Annotated in this window: 21 protein-coding genes and 2 pseudogenes; 10 read left to right on the top strand and 13 right to left on the bottom strand. The window is 73.2% G+C overall.

Annotated features, from left to right (window positions below; genetic code table 11):
• Positions 1-9 precede the first annotated feature (9 nt).
• From WQO_RS37475 to WQO_RS20175, 3 genes and pseudogenes are all read right to left on the bottom strand, one after another.
• Positions 10-141: pseudogene (locus WQO_RS37475) on the bottom strand (DUF4259 domain-containing protein); the annotation flags it as partial.
• Positions 136-440: pseudogene (locus WQO_RS20180) on the bottom strand (class I SAM-dependent methyltransferase); the annotation flags it as partial. The pseudogenes WQO_RS37475 and WQO_RS20180, both read right to left, overlap by 6 nt.
• Positions 441-523: 83 nt before the next feature.
• Positions 524-1,165, bottom strand: coding sequence for a hydrolase (locus WQO_RS20175; RefSeq protein ID WP_010061132.1), 642 nt, complete (start codon positions 1,163-1,165; stop codon positions 524-526).
• A 146-nt stretch (positions 1,166-1,311) separates the two neighbouring features.
• On the opposite strand from WQO_RS20175, the gene WQO_RS20170 reads away from it, so the two are divergent.
• Positions 1,312-1,776, top strand: coding sequence for a MarR family winged helix-turn-helix transcriptional regulator (locus tag WQO_RS20170; protein WP_010061134.1), 465 nt, complete (start codon positions 1,312-1,314; stop codon positions 1,774-1,776).
• Between the two features lie 12 nt (positions 1,777-1,788).
• On the opposite strand, the gene WQO_RS20165 is transcribed toward WQO_RS20170, so the two are convergent.
• The 3 genes from WQO_RS20165 to WQO_RS20155 form a co-directional block, all read right to left on the bottom strand.
• On the bottom strand, positions 1,789-2,328 hold the full coding sequence (locus tag WQO_RS20165) for a GNAT family N-acetyltransferase (RefSeq protein WP_010061136.1): 540 nt from the start codon (positions 2,326-2,328) through the stop codon (positions 1,789-1,791).
• A gap of 91 nt (positions 2,329-2,419) precedes the next feature.
• Positions 2,420-3,298 (bottom strand): ABC transporter permease, encoded by an 879-nt coding sequence (locus tag WQO_RS20160; RefSeq protein WP_010061138.1) that lies wholly within the window; start codon positions 3,296-3,298, stop codon positions 2,420-2,422.
• Entirely contained in the window at positions 3,295-4,302 is a 1,008-nt protein-coding gene (locus tag WQO_RS20155) for a daunorubicin resistance protein DrrA family ABC transporter ATP-binding protein (RefSeq protein WP_010061139.1), read from the bottom strand. Before WQO_RS20155 ends, WQO_RS20160 begins: the two co-directional genes overlap by 4 nt.
• A 118-nt stretch (positions 4,303-4,420) precedes the next feature.
• Here WQO_RS20155 and WQO_RS20150 point away from each other — a divergent pair, with 118 nt between their 5' ends.
• Genes WQO_RS20150 through WQO_RS20140 form a run of 3 tightly spaced genes read left to right on the top strand, consistent with a single transcriptional unit; the run spans position 4,421 to position 5,924 of the window.
• A complete protein-coding gene (locus WQO_RS20150; RefSeq protein ID WP_010061140.1) occupies positions 4,421-5,233 on the top strand; it encodes a TetR/AcrR family transcriptional regulator C-terminal domain-containing protein in 813 nt (270 codons plus the stop codon).
• A 31-nt stretch (positions 5,234-5,264) separates the two neighbouring features.
• Positions 5,265-5,666, top strand: a complete 402-nt coding sequence (locus tag WQO_RS20145; RefSeq protein WP_010061141.1) for a PPOX class F420-dependent oxidoreductase — start codon at positions 5,265-5,267, stop codon at positions 5,664-5,666.
• Between the two features lie 24 nt (positions 5,667-5,690).
• Positions 5,691-5,924, top strand: a complete 234-nt coding sequence (locus tag WQO_RS20140; protein WP_335339691.1) for a TetR/AcrR family transcriptional regulator C-terminal domain-containing protein — start codon at positions 5,691-5,693, stop codon at positions 5,922-5,924.
• Between the two features lie 76 nt (positions 5,925-6,000).
• Here WQO_RS20140 and WQO_RS20135 read toward each other — a convergent pair whose 3' ends face one another.
• Entirely contained in the window at positions 6,001-7,035 is a 1,035-nt protein-coding gene (locus WQO_RS20135; protein ID WP_010061143.1) for an SdiA-regulated/phytase-like domain-containing protein, read from the bottom strand.
• Here WQO_RS20135 and WQO_RS20130 point away from each other — a divergent pair.
• Positions 7,034-7,822 carry a GDSL-type esterase/lipase family protein gene (locus WQO_RS20130; protein WP_010061144.1) on the top strand — a complete coding sequence of 263 codons (789 nt, stop codon included), beginning with the start codon at positions 7,034-7,036 and terminating at the stop codon, positions 7,820-7,822. The two genes, WQO_RS20135 and WQO_RS20130, sit on opposite strands and share 2 nt — an antisense overlap.
• Positions 7,823-7,919: 97 nt before the next feature.
• On the opposite strand, the gene WQO_RS20125 is transcribed toward WQO_RS20130, so the two are convergent.
• Entirely contained in the window at positions 7,920-8,561 is a 642-nt protein-coding gene (locus WQO_RS20125) for a TetR/AcrR family transcriptional regulator (protein WP_010061145.1), read from the bottom strand.
• 290 nt (positions 8,562-8,851) lie between these two features.
• On the opposite strand from WQO_RS20125, the gene WQO_RS20120 reads away from it, so the two are divergent.
• On the top strand, positions 8,852-9,757 hold the full coding sequence (locus WQO_RS20120; RefSeq protein ID WP_010061146.1) for a hypothetical protein: 906 nt from the start codon (positions 8,852-8,854) through the stop codon (positions 9,755-9,757).
• 87 nt (positions 9,758-9,844) lie between these two features.
• On the opposite strand, the gene WQO_RS20115 is transcribed toward WQO_RS20120, so the two are convergent.
• Positions 9,845-12,127 (bottom strand): exo-beta-d-1,3/1,6-glucosidase, encoded by a 2,283-nt coding sequence (locus WQO_RS20115; protein ID WP_010061147.1) that lies wholly within the window; start codon positions 12,125-12,127, stop codon positions 9,845-9,847.
• A 161-nt stretch (positions 12,128-12,288) separates the two neighbouring features.
• On the opposite strand from WQO_RS20115, the gene WQO_RS20110 reads away from it, so the two are divergent.
• Entirely contained in the window at positions 12,289-12,888 is a 600-nt protein-coding gene (locus tag WQO_RS20110) for a TetR/AcrR family transcriptional regulator (RefSeq protein ID WP_010061148.1), read from the top strand.
• A gap of 32 nt (positions 12,889-12,920) precedes the next feature.
• On the opposite strand, the gene WQO_RS20105 is transcribed toward WQO_RS20110, so the two are convergent.
• From WQO_RS20105 to WQO_RS20090, 4 genes are all read right to left on the bottom strand, one after another.
• Positions 12,921-13,259 carry a hypothetical protein gene (locus WQO_RS20105; protein ID WP_010061149.1) on the bottom strand — a complete coding sequence of 113 codons (339 nt, stop codon included), beginning with the start codon at positions 13,257-13,259 and terminating at the stop codon, positions 12,921-12,923.
• Positions 13,260-13,276: 17 nt separating this feature from the next.
• Positions 13,277-14,179: a CPBP family intramembrane glutamic endopeptidase gene (locus tag WQO_RS20100; protein WP_010061150.1), complete on the bottom strand. Its 903-nt coding sequence runs from the start codon at positions 14,177-14,179 to the stop codon at positions 13,277-13,279.
• 240 nt (positions 14,180-14,419) lie between these two features.
• On the bottom strand, positions 14,420-15,052 hold the full coding sequence (locus WQO_RS20095; protein ID WP_010061151.1) for a response regulator: 633 nt from the start codon (positions 15,050-15,052) through the stop codon (positions 14,420-14,422).
• Positions 15,040-16,206 (bottom strand): sensor histidine kinase, encoded by a 1,167-nt coding sequence (locus tag WQO_RS20090; RefSeq protein WP_148660127.1) that lies wholly within the window; start codon positions 16,204-16,206, stop codon positions 15,040-15,042. Before WQO_RS20090 ends, WQO_RS20095 begins: the two co-directional genes overlap by 13 nt.
• Positions 16,207-16,566: 360 nt before the next feature.
• Between WQO_RS20090 and lanL the strand changes: the two genes are divergently transcribed.
• The 3 genes from lanL to WQO_RS36570 are packed head-to-tail and all read left to right on the top strand — an operon-like array spanning position 16,567 to position 21,658.
• Positions 16,567-19,479: a class IV lanthionine synthetase LanL gene (gene lanL / locus WQO_RS20085; RefSeq protein WP_010061154.1), complete on the top strand. Its 2,913-nt coding sequence runs from the start codon at positions 16,567-16,569 to the stop codon at positions 19,477-19,479.
• Complete coding sequence (locus WQO_RS20080; protein ID WP_010061155.1) at positions 19,476-21,530, top strand: alpha/beta hydrolase family protein; 2,055 nt, start codon at positions 19,476-19,478, stop codon at positions 21,528-21,530. The genes lanL and WQO_RS20080 overlap by 4 nt, the downstream gene beginning before the upstream one ends.
• Positions 21,527-21,658 (top strand): ALQxL family class IV lanthipeptide, encoded by a 132-nt coding sequence (locus WQO_RS36570; protein WP_189460106.1) that lies wholly within the window; start codon positions 21,527-21,529, stop codon positions 21,656-21,658. The genes WQO_RS20080 and WQO_RS36570 overlap by 4 nt, the downstream gene beginning before the upstream one ends.
• The last annotated feature ends 112 nt before the right edge of the window (positions 21,659-21,770 follow it).

Genomic DNA, 21,770 nt, shown 5'->3' with positions numbered 1-21,770 from the left:
CGGGCGGGGTCACGCCGCCGCCGGCACCGCCCGCAGCGCGGCTATCCCCGCCAGCCACTCCTGGTCCGCCCCGGCGTCCGCCCACAGGTCCAGCGGCTCCGCGTTCTTCGCGGTGAGGCGGTCCAGGGCGCGGACGCCCAGCGACGCGTCCGGCAGGTCGAGGGCGAGCATGGAGCCCTCCTCGAACCGCAGCCCGGGATGCTCCCGCCGCGCCACCGCGACCATCTGCGGGTCACCCGGCCCGTTCCGCAGCCGACGTCGGCCACCGGGAGGCCTCCGCCGCCCGCCGCCACCAGTTCGGCGAACGTACTCAGCAGAGCGCCCTCCAACGGCTTGGCAGCCAGCTCGCCCCGGGTGAAATCGACACAGCCGGGGGCCATGGCGTCGTACGAGGTCCGGGTGGCGTGCAGGAAGCCGGGCGACAGGTCAGGGGTGGTCATGACGCATCACCCTGGGGCCAGTTCGACGACAGGCCCCAGGGGCTCGTCAGGCCTCCTGTTCCGGCGCCAGGCGGCGCCCCCGGTCACGGCCGGGACAGGAGCTGCGTCTCCCAGGCGAAGGCCACGCCCGAGGCGCCGCCGTGCTGGGCCTGCACCCCGATGGCTCCCGTGATCGTCTCCTCGCGGGCCCAGTCGCGCTGCCACTCGGCCATCACGGCCAGCCACGTGATCGGCACGACGCCCGCCTGGACCATGCGCCGCACCGCCATGTCGTGGGCCTCGGCCGACACGCCTCCGGACGCGTCGGTGACGGCGTAGACCTCGAACCCCTCACCCACCGCCTGGATGGCCGGCATCGCGAGGCATATCTCCGTCCAGAGCCCGGCGAGGATCAGCTTCTTGCGGCCGGTCGCCTTGACGGCGTCGACGACGCGCTCGTCCTGCCAGGTGTTGATGAGCGTCCGGTCGATCGGCTTCTGCTCCGGGAACACGTCCTGGACGCCCTGGATCAGCAGGCCGCCGCGCTCCTCCAGCACCGTCGTCAGGATGGTCGGGACGCCGTACGCCTTGGCGGCCTTGGCGAGCCCGACGACGTTGTTCACGACCATCGTCGGCTCGTGGCTGTTCAGGTTGGCGAACTGGAACGGCTGATGGTCGATCAGCACCACGACGCTCTCCTCGGGCGTCAGCAGCGCGTCGAGTCCGGCCTTGTTCTGGGCGCTCATGGGGTTCCCCTCCACCAGTTGGTTGATGTGTCATCCACCCTAGGCACGGGTGGTTGATGCGTCAACCAGAGCCATGCGCGGGAGACTTGCCGCGAACGCCGGGCCTCCGGTGGAGACGCCCGGGACGGCCTCGCTACGCTCCTCGCATGAACGCGACGCCTCGCTGGCTGAACCCGGAGCAGCAGGCCGCCTGGGACGGCTTCATCCGCATGCAGGAGAAGCTCATCGGACGGCTCTCACGCCGGGTCCAGGCAGACTCCCGCATGTCCCCCGCCGACTACATCGTGCTGGCCAAACTCACCGAGGCCGGCGGGCGCATGCGCTTCATGGACCTCACCAAGCTGGTGGAGTGGGAGAAGAGCCGCATGTCCCACCAGGTGGCGCGGATGGCCAAGCGCGGTCTCGTCTCCAAGGAGGAGTGCCCCGACGACGGGCGCGGCGCGTTCATCGTCGCCACCCCGGCCGGCCGCGAGGCGATCGAGGAGGCCGCGCCCGTGCACGTCGAGCATGTCCGGCGGCTGTTCATCGACGCGCTCACCCAGGAGGAGCTGGACAGCCTCGCCCGGATCTCGAGCCGCGTCCTCGCCCACCTGGAGAAGCAGCCCGACTGAACGGAATCCGGCTCACGGCACCAGCGGCGGCGTCACGTTCGCCGCCCACCGCCGCTCGCCGTCCTCCCACTCCCCGGTCGGACCGAGACCCGCCGCCACCGCCACCGCTGCGGACGCGGCGTGGTCGGGGTGGATGTGGGCGACGAGCTCGCGGACGGCCCCGGCCGAGACCAGATGGGCCGCCAGGCCCTGCGCGGCCTCGCTCGCGTAACCCCGGCCCTGCCACGGCGTTCCGACGACCCAGGCGATCTCCGCGCGAGGCCCTCGCACCGTCGCCTGGACATATCCGGCGAGGCTCCCGCCCTCGCGCACCCGGAGCACCCAGTTCCACCACCGCTCCCCCGGGTCCGGCGACCCGGCGCACTGGCGCTCGTACCGGGCCCGCAGCGCGTCCGGGGCCGGCGGCTCGCCCCCCGTGAACCCGTACAGCGCCGGGTCCGCGAGGACGACCGCCATCTCCTCGGCGTACGCCGGTTCGAGGGGGAGCGCATCGAGGCGGGCGGTGGTGAAGCGCGGCGGGGTGCTGGGCAGCGGGGCGGTGGTCGTCGGCACGCTGTGTGACCCTACGCGGCCCACGCCCGCCCCGACCGCCCTTTTCCGCACCTCACCGACGCCACCACCCCGCCCCCTCCCCTTCACCCCGTCACCGGCTCAGGCCCTGGAAGCGGCGGACCGCCAGCGGCAGGAACACCAGCGTGATCACCAGCGGCCACACCACCGCCATCAGCAACGCGTGCTCCTCGACCCAGGTCCCGCCGCCCGCCACCGGATTGCCGAACAGTTCGCGCGTCGCCGCCGCGGTCGAGGAGATCGGGTTCCAGGCCGCGACGAAGCCGAGCCAGTCGGGCATCAGGGACGGTGAGACGAAGGTGCTGGAGATCATGGTGAGGGGGAAGGCGACCGCGTACAGCCCGCCCGCCGCCTCCGGGGTGGGGACCAGCAGGCCGAGCCAGACGCCGACCCAGATCAGACTGAACCGCAGCAGCAGGAGCAGTCCGAACGCCCCGAGCGCGCCGAGCACGCCGCCGTCCGCGCGCCAGCCGATCAGCAGGGCGGTGACGGCCAGGATGGTGAGTTCGGCGGCGGCCACCACCAGGTCGGCCGCCCCGCGTCCCGAGGCGACCGCGGACGGCGCCATCGGCATGGACCGGAAACGGTCGACGACCCCCTTCGACGCGTCGGTGACGACGGCCACGGCGGTGTTCATGAAGCCCATGGCCATGGTCATGGCGAACATGCCGGGCATCAGGAACTCCCGGTAGTCCCCGCCCCCGGGCACCATCATCGCGCTGCCGAAGACATAGCCGTACAGCAGGAGCGAGAGGATCGGGAAGCCGAGCTGCCAGACGATCGCGACGGGCTGGCGCTGGTAGTGGGTGAGGGTGCGGCGGGTGATGTTCCAGCAGTCGGAGACGGCCCAGTAGGCCAGGCCGTGACCGCGGTCGGTGCCGGAGCCGGGCCCGGAGCCGACCCCGGGGCCGCGTACGTCCGTCGTCGCGGGATTCCGTTCGAGTGTGCTCATGCCGCCACCTCCGGGGCGTCGTGGTTCTCGGTGCCGTGGCCCGTCAGCCGCAGGAACACGTCGTCCAGGCTCGGGCGGCGCAGCCCGATGTCCTCCACCGCGATGCCGTCGTCCTGAAGGCTCCGGGCCACCTCGGTGAGCGCGGCCACCCGGTCGGCGACCTGGGCATGGACCCGGCGGGCGGGGGTGTCGGTGACGACGAGCCCGCCCCCGGCCACCCGGTCGACGGCCTTCACCACCGCGTCCAGGTCCCCCGCGTCGGCGGCGACGACCTCGATCCGGTCGCCGCCGACCCGGTTCTTCAGCGCGTCCGGGGTGTCGTCGGCGATGGCCCGGCCCCGGTCGATGACGGTGATCTGCGAGGCGAGCCGGTCCGCCTCTTCGAGGTACTGCGTGGTCAGCAGCACCGTCGTACCGCCCGCCACCAGCGCCCGGACCGCCTCCCAGACCTCGCCCCGGCCGCGCGGGTCGAGCCCGGTCGTCGGCTCGTCCAGGAAGAGCACGTCGGGCTGGAGGATCATCGAGGAGGCGAGGTCGAGCCGGCGCCGCATGCCGCCGCTGTACTCCGTGGCGGCCTTGTCGGCCGCCTCGGCCAGGTCGAACCGGTCCAGCAGTTCCCCGGCGCGCTGCCGGGCCCGGCGGTTGCCCAGGTGGAAGAGGCGCCCGAACATCTCCAGGTTCTGCCGCCCGGTGAGACCGTCGTCGACGGCCGCGTACTGGCCGGTGAGCCCGATCCGGCTCCGTACGCGGCGGGGTTCGCGCGCCACGTCGAGCCCGGCGACCTCGGCCCGGCCCGCGTCGTACCGCAGGAGGGTGGCGAGGACCCGCACGGCGGTGGTCTTGCCGGCCCCGTTCGGGCCGAGCAGGCCGTGGACGGTGCCGGGGCGGACGGCGAGGTCGAACCCGTCGAGCGCCCGCTTGCCGCCGCCCTTCTCCTTTCTGCCTCTGTAGCGCTTCACGACGCCCTCGGCGAGCACCGCGTATGCGGCTGCGGATGCGGACATGGCACAACCCCCTGATTCCGCCGGATTCCGGACCGTTCGGCCATATGAACTGGGTACACCGTACCCGATGACGAGTACGGTGTACCCAGTTTTCTTTCCGGCCCATTACGCTGAGGCCATGACGAACGACGGAACGACAGCCGGGGCAGCGTCGAAGGCGGACGGGTCGGCCACCGGGAGCGGCGACATCGCGCGCAGCCTGGAGCTGCTGTGGGGCACCGGCGAGCGCCCCAGCCGCGGCCCGAAACCGGGGCTGACCCTGGACCGGATCGTCACCGCCGCGGTCGCCGTCGCGGACGCGGAGGGGCTGGCCGCCGTCTCGATGCGCCGCCTCTCCACCGAGCTGGGCACGGGCACGATGTCGCTCTACCGGTACCTCCCCGGCAAATCCGAGCTGCTGGACCTGATGTTCGACCGCGTGCTGGGCGAACCGTTCGCCGACCACCCCGGCGAGCCCCCCGCGGACTGGCGCGAGGCGGTCGACCGGATGGCCCGGGGCCACCTGGACACCCTGCGCCGCCACCCCTGGCTACTGAAGATCAACCAGGCCCGGACGGTGCTCGGCCCCAGCGCCCTGCGCGGACTGGAGCTCGCGCTCACGGGCCTGCGCGGGATGGGCCTGCGGGACCCGGAGCTGATCGGCGTGATCATCGCGGTGAACAGCTTCGTGGAGGGCCTCGCCCGCACCCGGGCCGACGAGGCGGAGGCGGTGGCGCAGACCGGGCTGAGCGACGAGGCGTTCTGGGACAACCAGCGGCCCTACCTGGAGCGGGCCATGCTCAGCGGCGCGTACCCGATGATGGCGACCATGGCGGAGGACACCTTCAGCTCCGAGTTCGACCACTTCGAGTTCGGGCTGCGACGGCTGATCGCCGGTTTCGACGCGCTGGTCCGGGAGCGGGCGGCGGAACGGGCCGCGTCCCCCACATGACAGGGCGGCAGGACCGTGCCCCAATGGAGGTATGGACGCCAGCCGGGAGCTCGCTCCTTTCGTCAAGCAGTACGCCGTCCTGCTGAGCAGCCGCCGGCAGGACGGGACCTCCGTCGGCACACCGGTCAACATCGCCGTCGAGGGCGATCACGCGTTCATCCGCACGTTCTCCTCCGCCTGGAAGGTCGAGCGGATGCGCAACCACCCCCGGGTGGAGCTCGCCCCCTGCACGGTGCGGGGTGTCCCGACCGGACCGCAGATCAGGGCGCACGCGCGGCTGCTGCGGCCGGGCACGAAGGAGAACACGCACGCGGCGCGGATGCTGTCGCGCAAGTACCCGGTGGTGCAGGGCGTGCTGGTCCCGCTCGCGCACCGGCTGAAGCGGGACCGGACGCTGCACTACGAGGTGTGGCCGGTGACGGACGAGGACTGAGGGGCGTGCGGGAGTTGCCGTGTTCTGCACGTCGCGCTGTCGACGGCGAACGAGGCGGAGGCGGCACAGGAGACCGGGGTGACGCTCGCCCGGTGGCTGCAGGCACAGCGGACACGGACCGAGGAGCTGTTCGCGAGCGGCCGGTTCCCGCTGCTCGCGCAAGTGCACGAGGAATCAGCCCCTGACCTCGACGAACTGTTCGAGTACAGTCTCGCCCGGCATCTCGACGGTTTCGCGATCCTGGTGGGCGAGCGATGAATACCACGGCTCCCGCCGAGACACACGGTCCGGTGGTCGAGGACGACGAACTGCCGGACCGGGCACCGGCCGGGGCTCAGCCCTGTCCCTCCCCCCGCTTCCGCCGGAGCGCGAACCACAGGACGCCCACCCCGACGAGGATCGCCGCACCGAGCCCCGCACCGCCCTTGCCGTCGCCCTCCTCGCCGCCGCCCTGGTCACCGGCTTCGCCCCCGGCGCCACCGCTTCCCGAGGGTTTCCCCTGCTCCTGACCGCCCCCGGGACCGCCGCCCGCCACCTCCACCCGGACGACGTCACTCTGCGCCCCCTCCGAGCCGAACATCAGGGCCGAGCCGTCCGCCGTGTACGTCACGGACTCGGCCTGGCGCTGGAACGGGGCGCCGACGGACCGGTCCTCGCCCAGGCGGCCGTTCTCGAAGGCGTACTCGCGGGCGCTGAAGTACGAACGCAGCACCAGGCGCTTCCCGTCGGGCGAGAAGGCCCCGTCCGTGACCCACGGCACCTCGTCCACCCGCCGGAAGGTGTTCACGGCCCCGGCGGTCAGCTTCGCGGGCCCTTCGTAGAGCCCGCCGCCGTCCTCGTTCTTGGAGGCGATGTAGACGCGGCCGGTCTTCGGGTGGACCATCAGCGCCTCGGCGTTGCGGGCCCCGTCGGCGTACTTCACGTCGTACTGGACGGCGTCGACGGTGGCGTCGCGCAGCTGCTTCGGCTCGGGGAAGCGGTAGATCCAGACATGGCTCCAGGTGCCGTCGAGGTTGTCCCCGATGTCGCCGACGTAGATGTCTCCGTCGGGCCCGATGGAGATGCCCTCGACGTCCCTCGGCTCCCCCACACCCCGCATGGTGATGGTCGCGAGGGTCTTCCCGGTGCGGGAGTCGACGGCGAAGACGTAGGGGCCGTCGTCGCTGTCGTTGTGCGTCCAGTAGACGCCGGGGTGGGCGCGGCTGGCGGCGAGGCCGCTGGACTCGGTGATCCGGGGGTCCTCGATCGTGAAGTCGCGGTCGGGCCGCCCGTCGTCGGCCACGGCCGGCCCGGCCCCGGCGAACAGCAGAACAGCGGCGGCGAGGGCGGCAGCACGGGTGCCCGCCGGCCCGGTCGGATACAGGCGCATGGCCCAAGTGTCCATCGTCACGTCGCAGGCCGGAGCCGTGATCGGCCATGATGACGCCATGCGTTTCCTCTTCGTCGGCGATTCCATGACCATCGGGCACGCCGGCGACTTCACCTGGCGTTACCGGATGTGGCAGCACCTGGAGGCGTTCCCCGGCCTCCCGTACGAGATCGTCGGCCCGCGCTCGACGCTGTACGACGCCGAGGCGGGCGCCCCGGTCTCCCACGCGTACGCCGACCCGTCCTTCCCGCCCGCCGCCCGTCGCCATCTGTCCGGCTGGGGCGAGGGCTGGCTGCACATGGCGCCGGTGATCGCGGACGCGGTGCGCGAGACGGAGTCGGACGTCCTGCTGGTCTCGCTGGGCCTGATAGACCTCGGCTTCTACACGGACGCCGAGCAGACGGCGGCGAACGCCCGCGCGTTCATCACGGCGGCCCGCACGGCGAACCCGCGTCTGCGCATGGTCCTGCTCCCGGTGATACCGAACATCCGGGCCGAGACGGACGCCCCCTTCGCCGCCTCCTGTGCCCACTTCAACGAACTCCTGGCCAAGGCGGTGGCGGACCTGGACACCGCGTCCTCCCCGCTCCTGCCGGCCTCGCGCCCGCCGGGCTACGACATCCACGCGGACACGTACGACGGCACGCATCCCGGCCCGAGCGGCGAACACCTCCTGGCGGCGGCGTTCGCCGACGCGATGCACCAGGCGTGGGGGCTGGGCGGCCCGTACGCGGGCGGGCCCACGGCACGGGTACCGGCGCAGGCGCAGGTGTCGGCCTCGGTCTGACCCCCGGCCGTCACGGCTCCCACACCGAGGATTGGTGCGCGAAGAACACCCGCGGCGGGTCGCGAAGCGTCCCGCCTCCGCCCCCACGGCCGGAGCCTCATCCGCTCCGCTGCGACCCCAGCATCGTCAGGGCCAGCTGGGTCAGTTCGCCCGAGACCTCGCCGGGGCGGGCCCGGCGGCAGCGGCGGGCGTGGTGGGCCATCAGTTCGTGGACCGTGCCGACCATCACCATCACGTCGACCCGGTGGTCCCGGTCCTCCGCCTCGCCCCGGTCCACCGCCCGCTCGGCCTCGCCGGTGAGGAACTCCGTCCACAGCGCCCGCCAGAGCTTGCAGTGCTCGTCCACCACGGCGCTCACGCCCAGCACTTCGACGAACGTCACGCGGGCCTCGCGCGGATCGCTGGTGACGGCCTCCACGTACGCGTCGAAGAGCAGCCGGACCCGTTCCTCGATCGAGCACGCGTCGATGCCCTCGGTCAGCAGGGCACGCTCCGCCGCCCGCAGCCCGGTCGTCGTGACCCGGTTGTGGAGGGCGATGAGCAGCCCCTCGCGAGACCCGTACTCCTGGCGCAGCACCTCGATGGGCACACCGGCCGCCTCGCACACGTCGTGCTCGGCCGTCGCCCGGTATCCGTTGACGCCGTACAGCTCCCTGGCCGCTTCCAGGAGTTGTTCCCGCGCCTGCGCGCGCGCGGCGTCCCCGGGCCCGGTCCGCTGAACCGTCCAGCTGTCCGCCACCGGTCCTCCTTGAGCGCAAGGTGCGGGAGAGGGGCCTGCGCGCCTCTGCACGAACCGCCGCCCCATTGTGCTCGCCCCACCGCCGTCCGGACGGCCGCGCCACACCCGTACGGGGTAATACCCGCACGGGGAAACGCTTCTTCTTTGCGCGCCCGAGCGGGCGCCGGGCGCACTCCGGTGAACACCCACCCTGCGTTGAACGCGTTCAAACTGCTCTGACACGATGGCCGTGGCTGCCGCCCCGGGCGGGCGTGCCGCACCGACATCGGCGTGCGCAAGGGGGACTGACAATGGAGAAGTCAGGAAGACCGGAGAAGAAGCGGCTCTTCGGGTTGTCGCTGCTGCTCTCGATACTGGTTCTGCTCCTGGAAGCGACGGTCGCGCTCGTCGTTTCCATCGTCTACGACGTCACGCAGGAGTCACCGAGCGCGGGCGGCGGTTCGGCGATGTTCATCTTCTTTCTGCCCGTGCTCGCCGTGTTCGCCACCGCGATCGCCGGCGCCCTGTCCGTCGGCCTCGTCTTCCCGACCGCCTGGCTCAGCGGCGTCCTGGGGCGCAGGTTCGGCGGGCGTGAGGTGTGGTGGTGGGTTCCCGTGGTGGCGGGGGCCGTCTCGCTCGTGATCGTCGCCGCCGTCGTCGCCCTGGCCGGCGGCGCGGGGGCCGGCGCCGTCGCCCTGGGCTGGTTCCTGACCACGGCCGCGCTCACCGTCCCGGCGCTGCTCTGGCGCTCGCGCCGGGAGCGGATCTTCAAGCCGGTGATCCTGTGGGGCGTGGCCGCCGTCGTGCTCACCGCCGTCCTCGGCGGCGTCGGTCTGGCGACGGGGGTGCTCAAGGAGTACCGGCCCCCGGGGCTCACCTCGGCGGACCTCGTCGGACGCTGGTCCGACGGGCAGGGCGGCACGGTCACCTTCACGGCGGACGGGCGCGTCACCGCCGACGCCATCGACGACGACCTCGGCGGCTGGGGACACGGGGACGGGGAGGACGACGGTGCCATCTGTACGGGGCAGGGCACCTGGACGTACGAACCCGGCGGGGGCCGATGGTCACAGGTGGTGGACGTCAGGGTCGACTCGTGCACGTACGGCACCTGGAACGTCGGCGGCACGGAGGGCCGGCCCACCCTCTACCAGTACATCGGCGATCCGGACTCCTGGGACCTGTACGAGCTGAGGCGGACGGGCGGCGGCTCGTGACGGCCCCGGACCTCACCGATGGGACCGCTCCCGCGACCGCGCGCGGGGCGGTCCCATCGGCGGGCGCCGCCGCCCACCGTCCCGGGCTCACCCCTTGACCGTGAACTCCCCCCGCAGCAGCACCTCGTCGCGGGACGACGGGCCCACCAGCAGCTCGAAGCGGCCCGGCTCCACCCTGCGGACGCCCTCCGCGTCCACGAGCGTGCAGTCGGCCACCGGGAGTTCGAAGAGAAGCTTGCGCGACTCGCCCGGGACCAACTCCACCTGCCGGTAGGCCTTCAGCTCCTTCTCCGCCCAGGTCACCGATGTCACCGTGTCGCTCAGGTACACCTGGACCGTCTCCAGCGCGGGCCGCGCACCCGTGTTGGTCACGGTGACCCGGGCCCGTACGGTCTCCGACTCGTCGACCACCGCCGTCAGCACCTCCAGGTCCGTGTAGGCGACCGTCGAATAGCTCAGCCCCTCGCCGAACGCGAACGCCGGGCGCTGGGTGAGGTCCGCGTAGCGGGTGCCGTGCTGGCCGCGCACCTGGTTGTAGTACGTCGGCTGCTGGCCCGCGTGCCGGGCGAAGGACAGCGGCAGCCGCCCGGTCGGCTCGATCAGCCCGAGAAGCAGTTCGGCGATCGCCCGGCCGCCGAGCATGCCCGGGTTGGCCGCGTACACGATCGCCGCAGCACCGAGCGCGGAGGGCGGCAGCACCAGCGGCTTGGAGCTGATGACGACGACGACCAGCGGCTTCCCCGTCGCCGCCAGTGCGTCCAGCAACGCGACCTGGTCACCGACGAGTTCGAGGGTGGCCGTCGACTTGCCCTCGCCGATCAGCTCGATCCGGTCGCCGACGACGGCCACCACATGGTCGGCGGCCTCGGCGGCGGCGACGGCCCCGGCGATCAGCTCCGCGTCGGGGGCGGCCGGGTGGACGACCTCGGGGCGGGGCTGCCCGTCGGGGAAGAACTCCCCCTCCGGGTCGGGGCCGACGTCCAGGATGCGGGCGCCGGGCGCGTACGAGACGGTCCAGTCGGCGGGCACCTGGTCGCGGAAGCCGTCGAGAACCGTACGGATCATGGCGCGCGGCTGGCCGTCCGGCAGCCAGTCGGCCTGTCCGGAGGAGCCCGCCCAGTCGCCCAACTGGGTCTGCGCGTCATCCGCGTTGGGGCCGATGACCGCGACCGTACGGGGGCCGGGGCCCGTGGCCCGCCCCTCCCCTCCGGCCGCCAGGCCGCCCGCGAACGGCAGCGTGCCGTCGTTGGCCAGCAGCACCAGCGAGCGGCGGGCCGCCTCCAGGTTCAGCACCGCGTGCGCCCCGCTGCCGATGACCTCGGCCTGCCGGCCGGCGTCGGGGTGGCGCGGGTTCTCGAAGAGGCCGAGCTCGAACTTGAGCGTCAGGATGCGGCGTACGGCGGCGTCGATCTCCGTCTCCGTCAACGCGCCCTGGGCCACGGCCTCCTGGGCGCCCTCGAAGAAGTTCGACGTGGTCATCACCATGTCGTTGCCCGCGCGGACCGCCGCCGCCGACGCCTGCGCGTAGTCGGCGTAGACCTTCTGCTCCCACACCATGCGGCCGACGTTGTCCCAGTCGGTGACCAGGGTCCCGGTGTAGCCCCACTCACCGCGCAACACCTCGTTGAGCAGCCAGTCGTTGACGGTGATCGGGACGCCGTCCATCGACTGGTAGCCGAGCATGAAGGTCCGGCAGCCCTCCTTCGCGACCCGCTCGAACGGCGGCAGGAACCAGGAGCGCAGCTTGCGGCGCGAGATGTCCGCCTCGCTGGCGTCCCGGCCGCCCTGGGTCTCGGAGTACCCGGCGAAGTGCTTGGCGCAGGCCAGGATCGCGGTCGGGTCCGCCAGCCCGTCGCCCTGGTAGCCGCGCACCATCGCGGAGGCCAGTTCGCCGATCAGGAACGGGTCCTCGCCGAACGTCTCGCTCACCCGGCCCCACCGCAGGTCCCGGGTGATGCAGAGCACCGGCGAGAACGTCCAGTGCACCCCGGTCGCCGCGACCTCCACCGCCGTCGCCCGCGCGATCCGCTCCACCAGCTCCGGGTCCCAGGTGGCGGCCATCCCGAGCTGGGTCGGGTAGATCGTGGCCCCCTCCCAGAACGAGTGCCCGTGGATGCAGTCCTCCGCGACGAGCAGCGGGATACGCAGCCGGGTCCGCGCGGTGAGCGCCGCGGCCTCGCGCACCCGCTCCGGCGATGCGTGCAGGATCGAGCCCGCGTGCAGGTCCTCGACGAGGTGCCGCACGCCCTCCTTGGCGTTGAGCTGGAGCATCTGGCCCACCTTCTCGGGCAGCGTCATGCGCCCCAGGAGGTCGGCGACCCGCTCCGCGACGGGCAGCGCGGGGTCGAGATACGGCGGCTTGGGACCCACAGGACTTCCTTTCAGGACGCACGACGGCCACACCGGCCACGCCGGCGAGAGCGGCACTCGCAGTACCGTACGCTCAATCCCGACCGCTTGGTAAGTATTCACCCCTGTGAGAATCTGGGGCGGAACGAGAGAGGCGTGGCGATGACAGCGGGTGGATACGCGTGACCCCGGGAACCGGACGCGGCTACGCCAAGGGCCGGGCCAAGCGGACCGAGATCCTCGACCAGGCGATGACTCTGTTCGGCGAGGCCGGCTACCGGGGCGCTTCCCTGCGCGTCATCGCCACCCGCTGCGGCATCTCCCACCCGGGGCTCCTGCACCACTTCCCGACGAAGGAGGCGCTGCTCCTCGCCGTCCTCCAGCGCCGCGACGACGTGGACGACGAGTGGCTGGCGCTCGGCGTCACCCGGGGCGTGGACCATCTGCGCCGCCTGGCGGACCTCGCCGAGCTGAACGCCAAACGGCGCGGGATCGTCGAGCTGTTCTCGGTGGTCGCGGCGGAGGCCACGGCCCCCGACCACCCGGCCCACGCGTACTTCGAGGCCCGCTACCGTACGTCCGTCGCCAACACCGAACGCGCCTACCTCCAGGCCCGGGAGGCGGGTGAACTCCGGGACGACGTCGACCCGTCGGCCGCCGCGCAGCAGCTCATCGCGCTGATGGACGGCCTCCAGATCCAGTGGCTGATCAGCGACTGTACGACGGACATGGCGGGGGTGCTGCGGGCGCACGTCCGCGCGCAGCTGACCGTGGAGTTCTGAAGTGGATTTCTGAACCGGCCCGGGCGTGCCCCTCAGCCGAAGGCGGCCCCCAGCAGATACGGCGTGAGGGTCAGCGTCAGCGCGAGCGACCAGTACGGGCCTGAGGGCGCCCCGGCCAGCAGCCTGCGCCGCATCCACAGGTTGAGCAGGGTCCACAGGCCGCCGAAGCAGGCCACCACCGGGACGACGATGACCAGCCACAGCCACATCCCGTCGTTCTCGGTCGGTTCCCGCTGGGCCCACCCCAGCTCCGCCAGGGGCCCGTTGGACAGCACGTACCAGATGAGGAAGGCCGGCACGATGGCCGGAATTCCGAGCAGCAGGTTCGCCGCCACCGGGACGCAGGACTTCCACAGCCGCGCGCCCTTCACGGAGTCTCCGTCAGGATTCAAGGGCTGACCCGCTCGATCCCGCGGCGGGCGGCGATCCGGGCCACGGTGAGGCAGTACAGCGGGGCGAAGACGAGTTCGGCCACCATGGCCTGCCAGGGGGCGTCGGCGGCGGTCTCGGTGCTGGCCAGTTCGCCGAAGCCGGCCGCCAAGCCGAAGGCGAGCAGGTTGTTGGCGACGTGCATGACGATCACGGCTTCGAGCCCGCCGGTCCGGATCACCAGCCAGCCCCACCACAGCGCCGAGTACAGCAGCAGGAGGAACCCGGAAAGCTCACCGAACCCGTGGGCCAGGGCGAACAGCAGGGACGCGACGGCGACCGCGGGCCAGGGTGTGCGCACGACCCGGCCGATCACCTGGACCAGCCAGCCCCGGAAGACGTACTCCTCGGCGGCGGCCTGGAACGGGACGAGCGCCAGGATCACGGCCAGGCTCAGCAGGAAGACGGGCCACCCCGGGAAGCCGGTCCCCGACTCCCCGACCGGCTCGTCGTTCCAGGTCCACGCGATCAGTACGCCGATCTGCACGGCCATCAGCGGGAAGCCCACGGCGGCGCACCGCCCGAGCCAGCCCCAGCGCAGCCGCCCGACGACGGACGACACGGTCCCGGCGGGCCGCCGGCCGATCACGCGGGCGCCCCACAGGACGATGGGTATGGCGATCGCGATGCCCAGGAGCTGGACGACCAGGTCGGCGACGGGGTCCTCGAAGAAGAGGTCGCTGTCCGCGTCGGCGGGCCCGGCGTCCAGCAGCTCCGCGAGGACGAACCCGGCGATGCTGACCACCAGGACGCCCGCCACGACCAGCCCCACGACGGCGGACAGCTCGCCGATCCAGCCGAACCGTCCGCCCTGCCCGTTGCGCCCCTGCTCGTCGTAGCGGGACCCGGAGGGCGCCCGCACCGGCCCGGTCGGCGGGCGGCTCCACTCCGGGGGCCGGTCCCAGCCCTGACCGCTCTGCCCGCCCGGCCAGGCCGGTGCGGGCGGGTGCGGCGGCTGGGCCGACGACGGCGGGGCCCAGGGCGACGGAGGGGGCGTTGAGGAGGAGGGCGGCGGCCCGTCCGAGGGCGAGGACGAGGGCGGAGGCGGCGGATCAGAAGGGTGGCTCACATCAGCGATCTTCGGATGCCGCGCGTGTACGGGTCAACGCCAGCCGTCCTCGCGGACCCGGGTCGCCAGGTCGATCTTGGTGTAGGTCGGCCGGCCCGCCTCCTGGTACTTGGCCTTCACCCGGTCCAGGTAGTACTTCGCCGTGTTCACCGTGATCCCGGCCCTGCGGGCGGTGGCCTTCAGTGTGAGCCCGGAGGCGTACCCCACCAGCACCTCGCGCTCCTGGGGGGACAGCCGGGGGCGCGCGGAACCCCGGTCGTAGGCCAGAGCGAAGGCCAGCTCCGGGGAGTGGGCGGTGCGCCCGGCCGCGATCTCGCCGATGGCTTCGACGAGTACGGACAGCTCCTGGTCCTTCGTGAGAAAGCCGTCGGCGCCGTCGGTGACGGCCGCGACGATCCGGTCGCGGTCCGCCACCACGCTGATCATCAGCACCCGGCTGCCGGCCGCCCGCAGGCGGCGGATGTTGTCGGCGGGCGGCCGGTCGTCGCGGAGCATGAGGTCGAGCAGCACGACGTCCGGCGGCTCCCCGGGGCCGGCGAGCAACTCGTCGACGGTGGCGGCACAGGCGACGAGGTCCACCTCCTCGACTCCCGCGAACCACGACCGGATGCCGTCCCGCAGCATCCGGTCGTCGTCCACCACGGCGACGGTGATCACCCCGGCCATCTCAGCTCCACGCGCACGCCCTCGCCGGGGGCGCTGTCCACGAAGGCCCGCCCGCCCACGCCGCGCATCCGGGCGTGCACGGAACGGTCGAGCCCGATCCCGCCGGCGCCCGGCCGGGCGGGACCGGGCGGCCTCGCCGATCCGCCCGACGCCTCCGTCCCGGCCGAGGCGCCCGCTCCGTCCCCTCCGGCGGCTCCGACAGCGAAACCCCGGCCCCGGTCGACCACGGTGACGATCAGCCGGCCGGAGTCACCGGCGGCGGTCAGGAAGGCGTGCCCCGTACCGGCGTGGCACCGCACGTTGTTGAGCGCCTCGGTCGCGGCCCGTGCCATGGCCAGCGCTATCTCACCGGGCACGGCGGGCGGTTCGTGGTAGCGGGCGGTCACCCGCAGCCCGAGCGCTTCGGCGGCGCGTACGGACTCCTCCAGCGCGGCCCGCACCTCGGAGGCCTGCTCACGGTCGTCCGCCTGCTCGACCAGCCGCCTGAGGTACGCGGCCTCCCGCGCGCAACGCTCGCGCATCATCGAGGTGTTGGCGTCGACTCCACCGCGGGCGATGGCCGTCAGGGTGGCGAGGACGGTGTCGTGCAACGCGTTGTGGTGGGCCACGCGCTCCGCGAACCTGGCCCGCTGCGCCTCCGCGGCCAGCGCACGCCGGTTGGCCGAGTCGACCTGCTCGCCCTGCCGACAGAGATACCAGGTGAGCACCCAGGAGACGACGGCGGAGAAGACCAGGGCGTTCAGATGAGCGCCGGTCACGGAGGCGTCCGCCTCCACCAGGAGGTACCCGGCGAGATGCGTGACCACCAGGAGCACAACGGCGACGGCGAGGAGGCGCGCCCGGAAGGCGACGGCGGCCATGGCCGAAGACGATCCGCCCAGGAGCATGACCCAGGCGATCGACTCCTGGGCGTGGGCACCGCCCCAGGCATACGCGCCGAAGGGCAGCAGGCAGCCGATCGCCAGGACGTCGAGGCCCACGGCCCAGGAAACGAGCCGCCGGTGCCGCGCCGCCATGAACCAGATGAGAGCGGTGGCCGCGACCGCGGCCCCCAGCGCCAGCCACGGGAACAGGCGGTCGCGCTGATGCTGCGCCACCACGGCCCCTCCCGCGACCAGATGACTGCCGCGGTACAGCGCTGTGGCGATGACCATCGTCTTCCGGGCCCGGTGCAGCCCGGTTTCGGCTCTGTCGATGCGACGGCCCCCCTTGATCACAACCCCCCAGAACGGGTGGTGCACCGGCCCCTCGGCACACCGCTAACGTCACCCGTGGCGATCAGGGGATCGCTCGCGGCCACGATAGGCGGACCGCGGCCGAGGCCGGTCTGCGATTCCCGGACAACTCGGCAGATCTTTCGATCCGCCGTGGCTGAAAAGCATGTGACGCGCCATCACCTTCTGTGACGCCACCCATGTCCCGTACGCAGCGCCACCCCGCCGACCCGTACCGCCCTGCATCGCACCGCATCGCACCGCACCGCACCGCACCGCACCGGCCAGGAAGGATCGCCCGTGAGTACGCACCGCGACGAACACGACAGCGGAAGCTTCTTCGCGCTGGACACCGGCCTGCTGCCCGGCATCGTCGAAGGGGTGCTGCACCGTCGCGGGGCGACTCAATGGTCGGTCGAGCAGGGGGAGTTCTGGTGCTCGGTCCGGCCGAACGGCCATCGGAGCGGCGAGCAGGGATGGAAGCTGCACCTCTCGGCCACTCCGCTGTCCGCGGCCCTGGTCCTGGCGGTGGCGGCCGACGTCCTGGTCGAAGAACGGGCCTCGTTCAAGTTCGCGGGAGCCCTGGACCGGGTCGCCCTGCTGACGGGCGGGCGCGCCGACCGCGGGGGCGGCGGAAAGTTCATCACGGTCTACCCCGACGAGCCGGAGCTGTTCCGCCGGCTGGCCCGGCGGCTGCACGAGGCGACGCTGGGGCTGCGCGGACCACGCATCCTGTCGGACCGGCCGTACGCGCCGGGCAGCCTCGTCCATTACCGCTACGGCGTGTTCAGCGGGGTGCGGACGACGACCAACGACGGGGACACGGACGTACGGCTGCGCCGTCCCGACGGCGGACTGGAGAAGGACCGGCGTCAGGCCTGGGTCACCACCCCCGCGTGGGCACCGCCACCTTTCCCGGAGCCGACGCCCTCCCCGGAGGCGGTGGCCCGCTCCGGGGCCGTGCCGAGCCGGCCGCGGCAGGCGGCCGGGCCACGGAAGCCGGAGAGTGGAACCACGAGGAAGTCCGTCCGCCTCAACGGCCGTTACGTGGTCGCCAAGGCGATCCGGCACGCCTTCAAGGGCGGGGTGTACCTCGCGACCGACGAGACCACCGGCCGGCAGGTCGTGGTGAAGGAGGCACGGGCTCACGTCGGCGTCCGTATGGACGGCACCGGTCTCCAGGACACCCTGCGCCACGAGGCCGAGATGCTGGAGGCGCTGGCCCCGCTGGGCCTCACCCCTGCCGCGATCGAGCTGTTCGCCCAGGGCGGGAACCTGTTCCTGGCCCAGGAGTTCGTGCCGGGGCGGACGCTGCGCGACCGGCTGGTGGAGCAACCGGTACGGGATCTTGCGGAGTTCCTGGACCTGGGCCGGCAGATCGTGGAGATCGTGGCGGCGGTCCACGGCACCGGTCGGGTGTTGCGCGACCTCTCACCGAACAACCTCATGGTCACGCCCGAAGGCCGGGTCCGGCTCATCGACGTCGAGTACCTGGCGCCCGAGGGCGTTCCGGTCCGCCGCGGGTACACCCCCGGCTATGTCGGCCCCGAGGTGTCCTCGCTGCGGGACTACGACTTCACGCCTCCCACGTACGCGAGTGATCTCTACGGGCTCGGCGCGGTGCTGCTGCACCTGGCGACAGGCGTCGACATGCTCCTGGTCCCCGACGACCGCCCGGTGGGCGACCGTACCGAGGCGCTGATCAGGTCGGCGATCGCCGATCACTCCTGGACGGCACCGCTCCTGCCCCTGCTCCTCGCCCTCAGTTCCCCGCTCCCCGGGGGACGTTGGGAACTGCCCCGGGTACGGAAGGCCCTGGCAGAGCTGCCCGGCGCAGCCCAACGCGCCGCCGACGCAGACGGAGAGAGCGGAGGCGGTGGAGACAGCGGAGACAGCGGACGGACCGGCGGGGTCATGACTCCGGTCGCGGGCTCCACCGGTGAGGGCGGCCTCCCGGCCCTGAGCGACGAGGAGCGCGAGCGGCTGCTCGCCGATGGCCTCGCCTACCTGTTGCGCACCCGTCCCGGCAGCGGCGGGCACCTGTGGGACGTCAGCGCGTTCGGCGCGACCACCGACCCGCTGAACGTCCAGTACGGCTCGGCCGGCGTACTCGCCGTGCTCACCCGGGCCGCGGCGGCGGGCGCGGGAGCCGACGTCCGCGACGCGGTGGCGGAGCTGACCGAGTGGACCCGGCGGGGTCTCACCGGCCTCCCCACCGGCCGGACCGCCGACGGAACGCTTCTGCCCGGGCTGCACTTCGGCCGCTCCGGCACGGCCTGGGCGCTGCTCGACGCGGCCATGCTGCTGGGCGACGGCTCCGTCGCCGCCGAGGCGTCCGCACTGGCGCGCGCGGTCCCCGTCGACTGGCCCAACCGGGACATCTGCCACGGGGCGGCCGGAGCCGGAATGACCCAACTGCACTTCTGGCGCACGACCGGCGACCCGGTCTTCCGCGACCGGGCGGTGGCGTGCGCCGAGGCGATCGTGGCGGCGGCGGAGGATCACCCCGCCGGGGTGATCTGGCCCGTCCCGGCCACCTTCGACTCGAATCTGGCCGGAGCCCGTCACTACGGATTCGCCCACGGCATCGCCGGGATCGGCGCGTTCCTGCTGGCCGCAGGCGTGGCGGCGGAGCGCGCGGACCTCGTCCGGGCGGCCCGGACGGCGGGCGACACCCTGGTGAGGCTGGCCCGGACCGGGAACGGCCGGGCGGTCTGGCCGGCCGGGGACCGGGACGCCGACGGGCCGGTGGGGCAGACGCACTGGTGCAGCGGCTCCTCGGGCATCGGGACGTTCCTGGTCCGGCTCTGGGCCGAGACCGGCGACGAACGCCACCGGGAGGCGGCCGTACGGGCGGCGGCCGGAGTACGGGAGGCCATGTGGCTCTCCTCCCCCGCCGCATGTCACGGGCTCGCGGGGAACGCCGAGTTCCTGCTCGACCTGTACGCCGCGCTGGGTGATCCCCGCTACCACGACCAAGCGGGGCAGTTGGCCGCGTGCATCCGCACCCGTGCCGTTCGGCGCGACGGGCTGCTGGTGGTGCCCGACGAATCGCTGGAGGCGGTCACCGGCGGCTACCAGACCGGTGTCGCCGGCACGGTCGGCATGCTGCTGCGCCTGCGGGACGGGGGTCCGCGGCTCTGGATGCCGGACACCCCGGACCTCTTCGCACCCGTCGGCCGGAACCCGCGTACCACGGTGGGAGCGCGATGAACCGGCGGCCGGAGCGCATCAGCTTCCGCTTCTCGGCACGGTCCCGGTTCGCCGCCTGCCTGGTGACCACGCCCGACGGCGCACTGGCCCCGGGCTGGTGGGACCTCGACGGCACACGTCCCCCGTACGCCGATGACACGCACCGCTTCCGGGAGGGCGCCCCGACGGAGACCACCGCCACCCAGGTGCTGCCGACCGAATGCGGCGGGCTGCTGCGGCTGCGCGGTGCGGCGGGCTCCGGCCGTCACCTGCTCCTGCTGTCCCACCCCGCGTCCGCGGGAACGGGGACCGCAGGAACGGGGACCGCGGGAACGATGACCGCGGGACCGGTGACCGCGCAGACCACGACCGCCGGTACTCCGCTCGCCGGGCCCCGGGGCCCGTCCTCGGCCGGGACCGGTCCCGAGACCCCGGCCGAGGACGCGGCCGAGCGGCTGTCCGTGGAGGCACGGGGCCTGCGCCTGGTGCCCGGCGGCCCGCGCGGCACGCTCGCGCTGGCGGTGGAGACCGCTCACGACGGCAGCACCCGCGTCTGGCGTATCCGGTCCGCGCCGCTGCGGCTGAGCGATCCCGTGACCCTGCCGGGCCGGGTCACCGCCCTCCTGCCACTCGACGGAACAGGCTGCCACTACGCCACGGACCTCGAAGGGCCGGACGGGTACCGCCCCGCCTCCCTGGACCTGCGCGACGGGAGCCGGCGCGCTCTCCCCTCGTCGCCGGACGGCCGCATCCACCGGCTGCTGCTCTCGGCACCGGCCTCGGGACTGCTGCTGACGGCGAGCGACCCCGGCGACGGGCGGCTGCGGATCGCCCGCGCCACGCTCGGCCACCGGCCTCGGCTCGACTTCCCGGACCGGCTCAACTCCCTGGACGGAGCGGTTCTTCCGCTGGCCGCCGACCCGGCGGGTGAGCGGGTCGCGCTGCGGGTCTCCCGAGGCGCGCAGGCCCGTCTCTTCCTGTACGACGTGGCGGCGGACCGGCCCCGGCCCGCCGAGCTGCCGCCGGGCGCGTTCCACCCCGTGGCGGGCTGGAGCGAGGGCGGGCTGCGCGTCGTGTACGCGGCCCCGGACCGCCCCGCGGACCTGGTCGGCGTCCCGGACACCGCCGCGCACGGCGCACCGGCCACCCCCTCCGGGGCCGCGTCCCCATCCCTCGACGCCTCCGCGACTCCCCACGCCCCCACCGAGTGGTTCGCCACCCCGTCCGGCCGGTTCGAGGCCGTCCGGCTGGGCGACTGGCGCACCGCGCCCACGGTCGTGGTGGCACTGCACGGCGGCCCGGAGGACCACTGGACGCTCGGCCACGACCCGGTGCTCGCGCGCCTGTCGGAAGCCGGGGCGGCGGTGGTGGCCCCCAACCAGCGCGGCAGCACCGGCTACGGCCGGGCCCACGCCGAGGCGATCCACGGCGCCTGGGGCGTACCCGACCTCGCGGACATCCGTGTCCTGGTCCGTACGCTCACGGAGCAGCGCCCGCCGGACGCCGAACCACCCGTGCTGCTGGGCACGAGCTACGGGGGCTTCCTCGCCCTGCTGGCCGTGTGCGCCGACCCGTACGCCTGGGCACGCTGCGCGGTGATCGCCCCGTTCCTGTCCGCGCGCGGACTGCGCGAGCGGTCGTCGCCCGCCGTGCGTGCGCTGATCGACCGGCACGGCCTGGGCGAGCCGCCCGACGACGACCTCGGCCCCAGGGACGTCGAACGCCTCGCCCACCGCATCCGCGTACCGCTGCTCGCCCTGCACGGCTGTGACGACCCCGTCGTGCCGGTGGACGAGACGCGCCGGCTGCGCCGGGCACTGACGCGGGCGGACGGCCCGGAACACGTACCCCACGACTGTCTCGACGTCGCGGGAGCGGGACACCATCCACTCCAGGAGCGGGGCGGCGCCGAACTCACCGACCGGCTGGTGGGCTTCCTGACGGCCGGGTTCCCGGACCGCCGCCGCTCCCCCGCTCCCCCTGGACTCACGGTCGCCGACGCGGCCGTGCGGCACCGCCCATCCTCGGCGGTGTTCGGGCACATCACGCACGACGAAAGGACACCATCATGATCGACAACACCATGACCGTCGACGTCGACGAGCTGCAGACCCTGGAGGGCGAGGAGTCCGTCGCACTGGCCGGCTGCACCCGTACGTGTACCTGGACCTGCTCCATCACCAGCATCGAGCAGCAGTAGCAGCCGTGCGCCGGACGGGCCCCTCGCGGACCTGTCCGGCGCACGCCGTGTCTCCCGTACGCACGGCTCACCGCGATCCGTGCCCGTGTCCCGTGCCCGTCCGCCCCAGCGG

The sequence above is a fragment of the Streptomyces globisporus C-1027 genome, from assembly GCF_000261345.2.
Classification (GTDB): domain Bacteria; phylum Actinomycetota; class Actinomycetes; order Streptomycetales; family Streptomycetaceae; genus Streptomyces; species Streptomyces pakalii.
The sequence above is the reverse complement of the archived record's forward strand: the minus strand, read 5'-3'. Positions and strand labels throughout refer to the sequence as shown.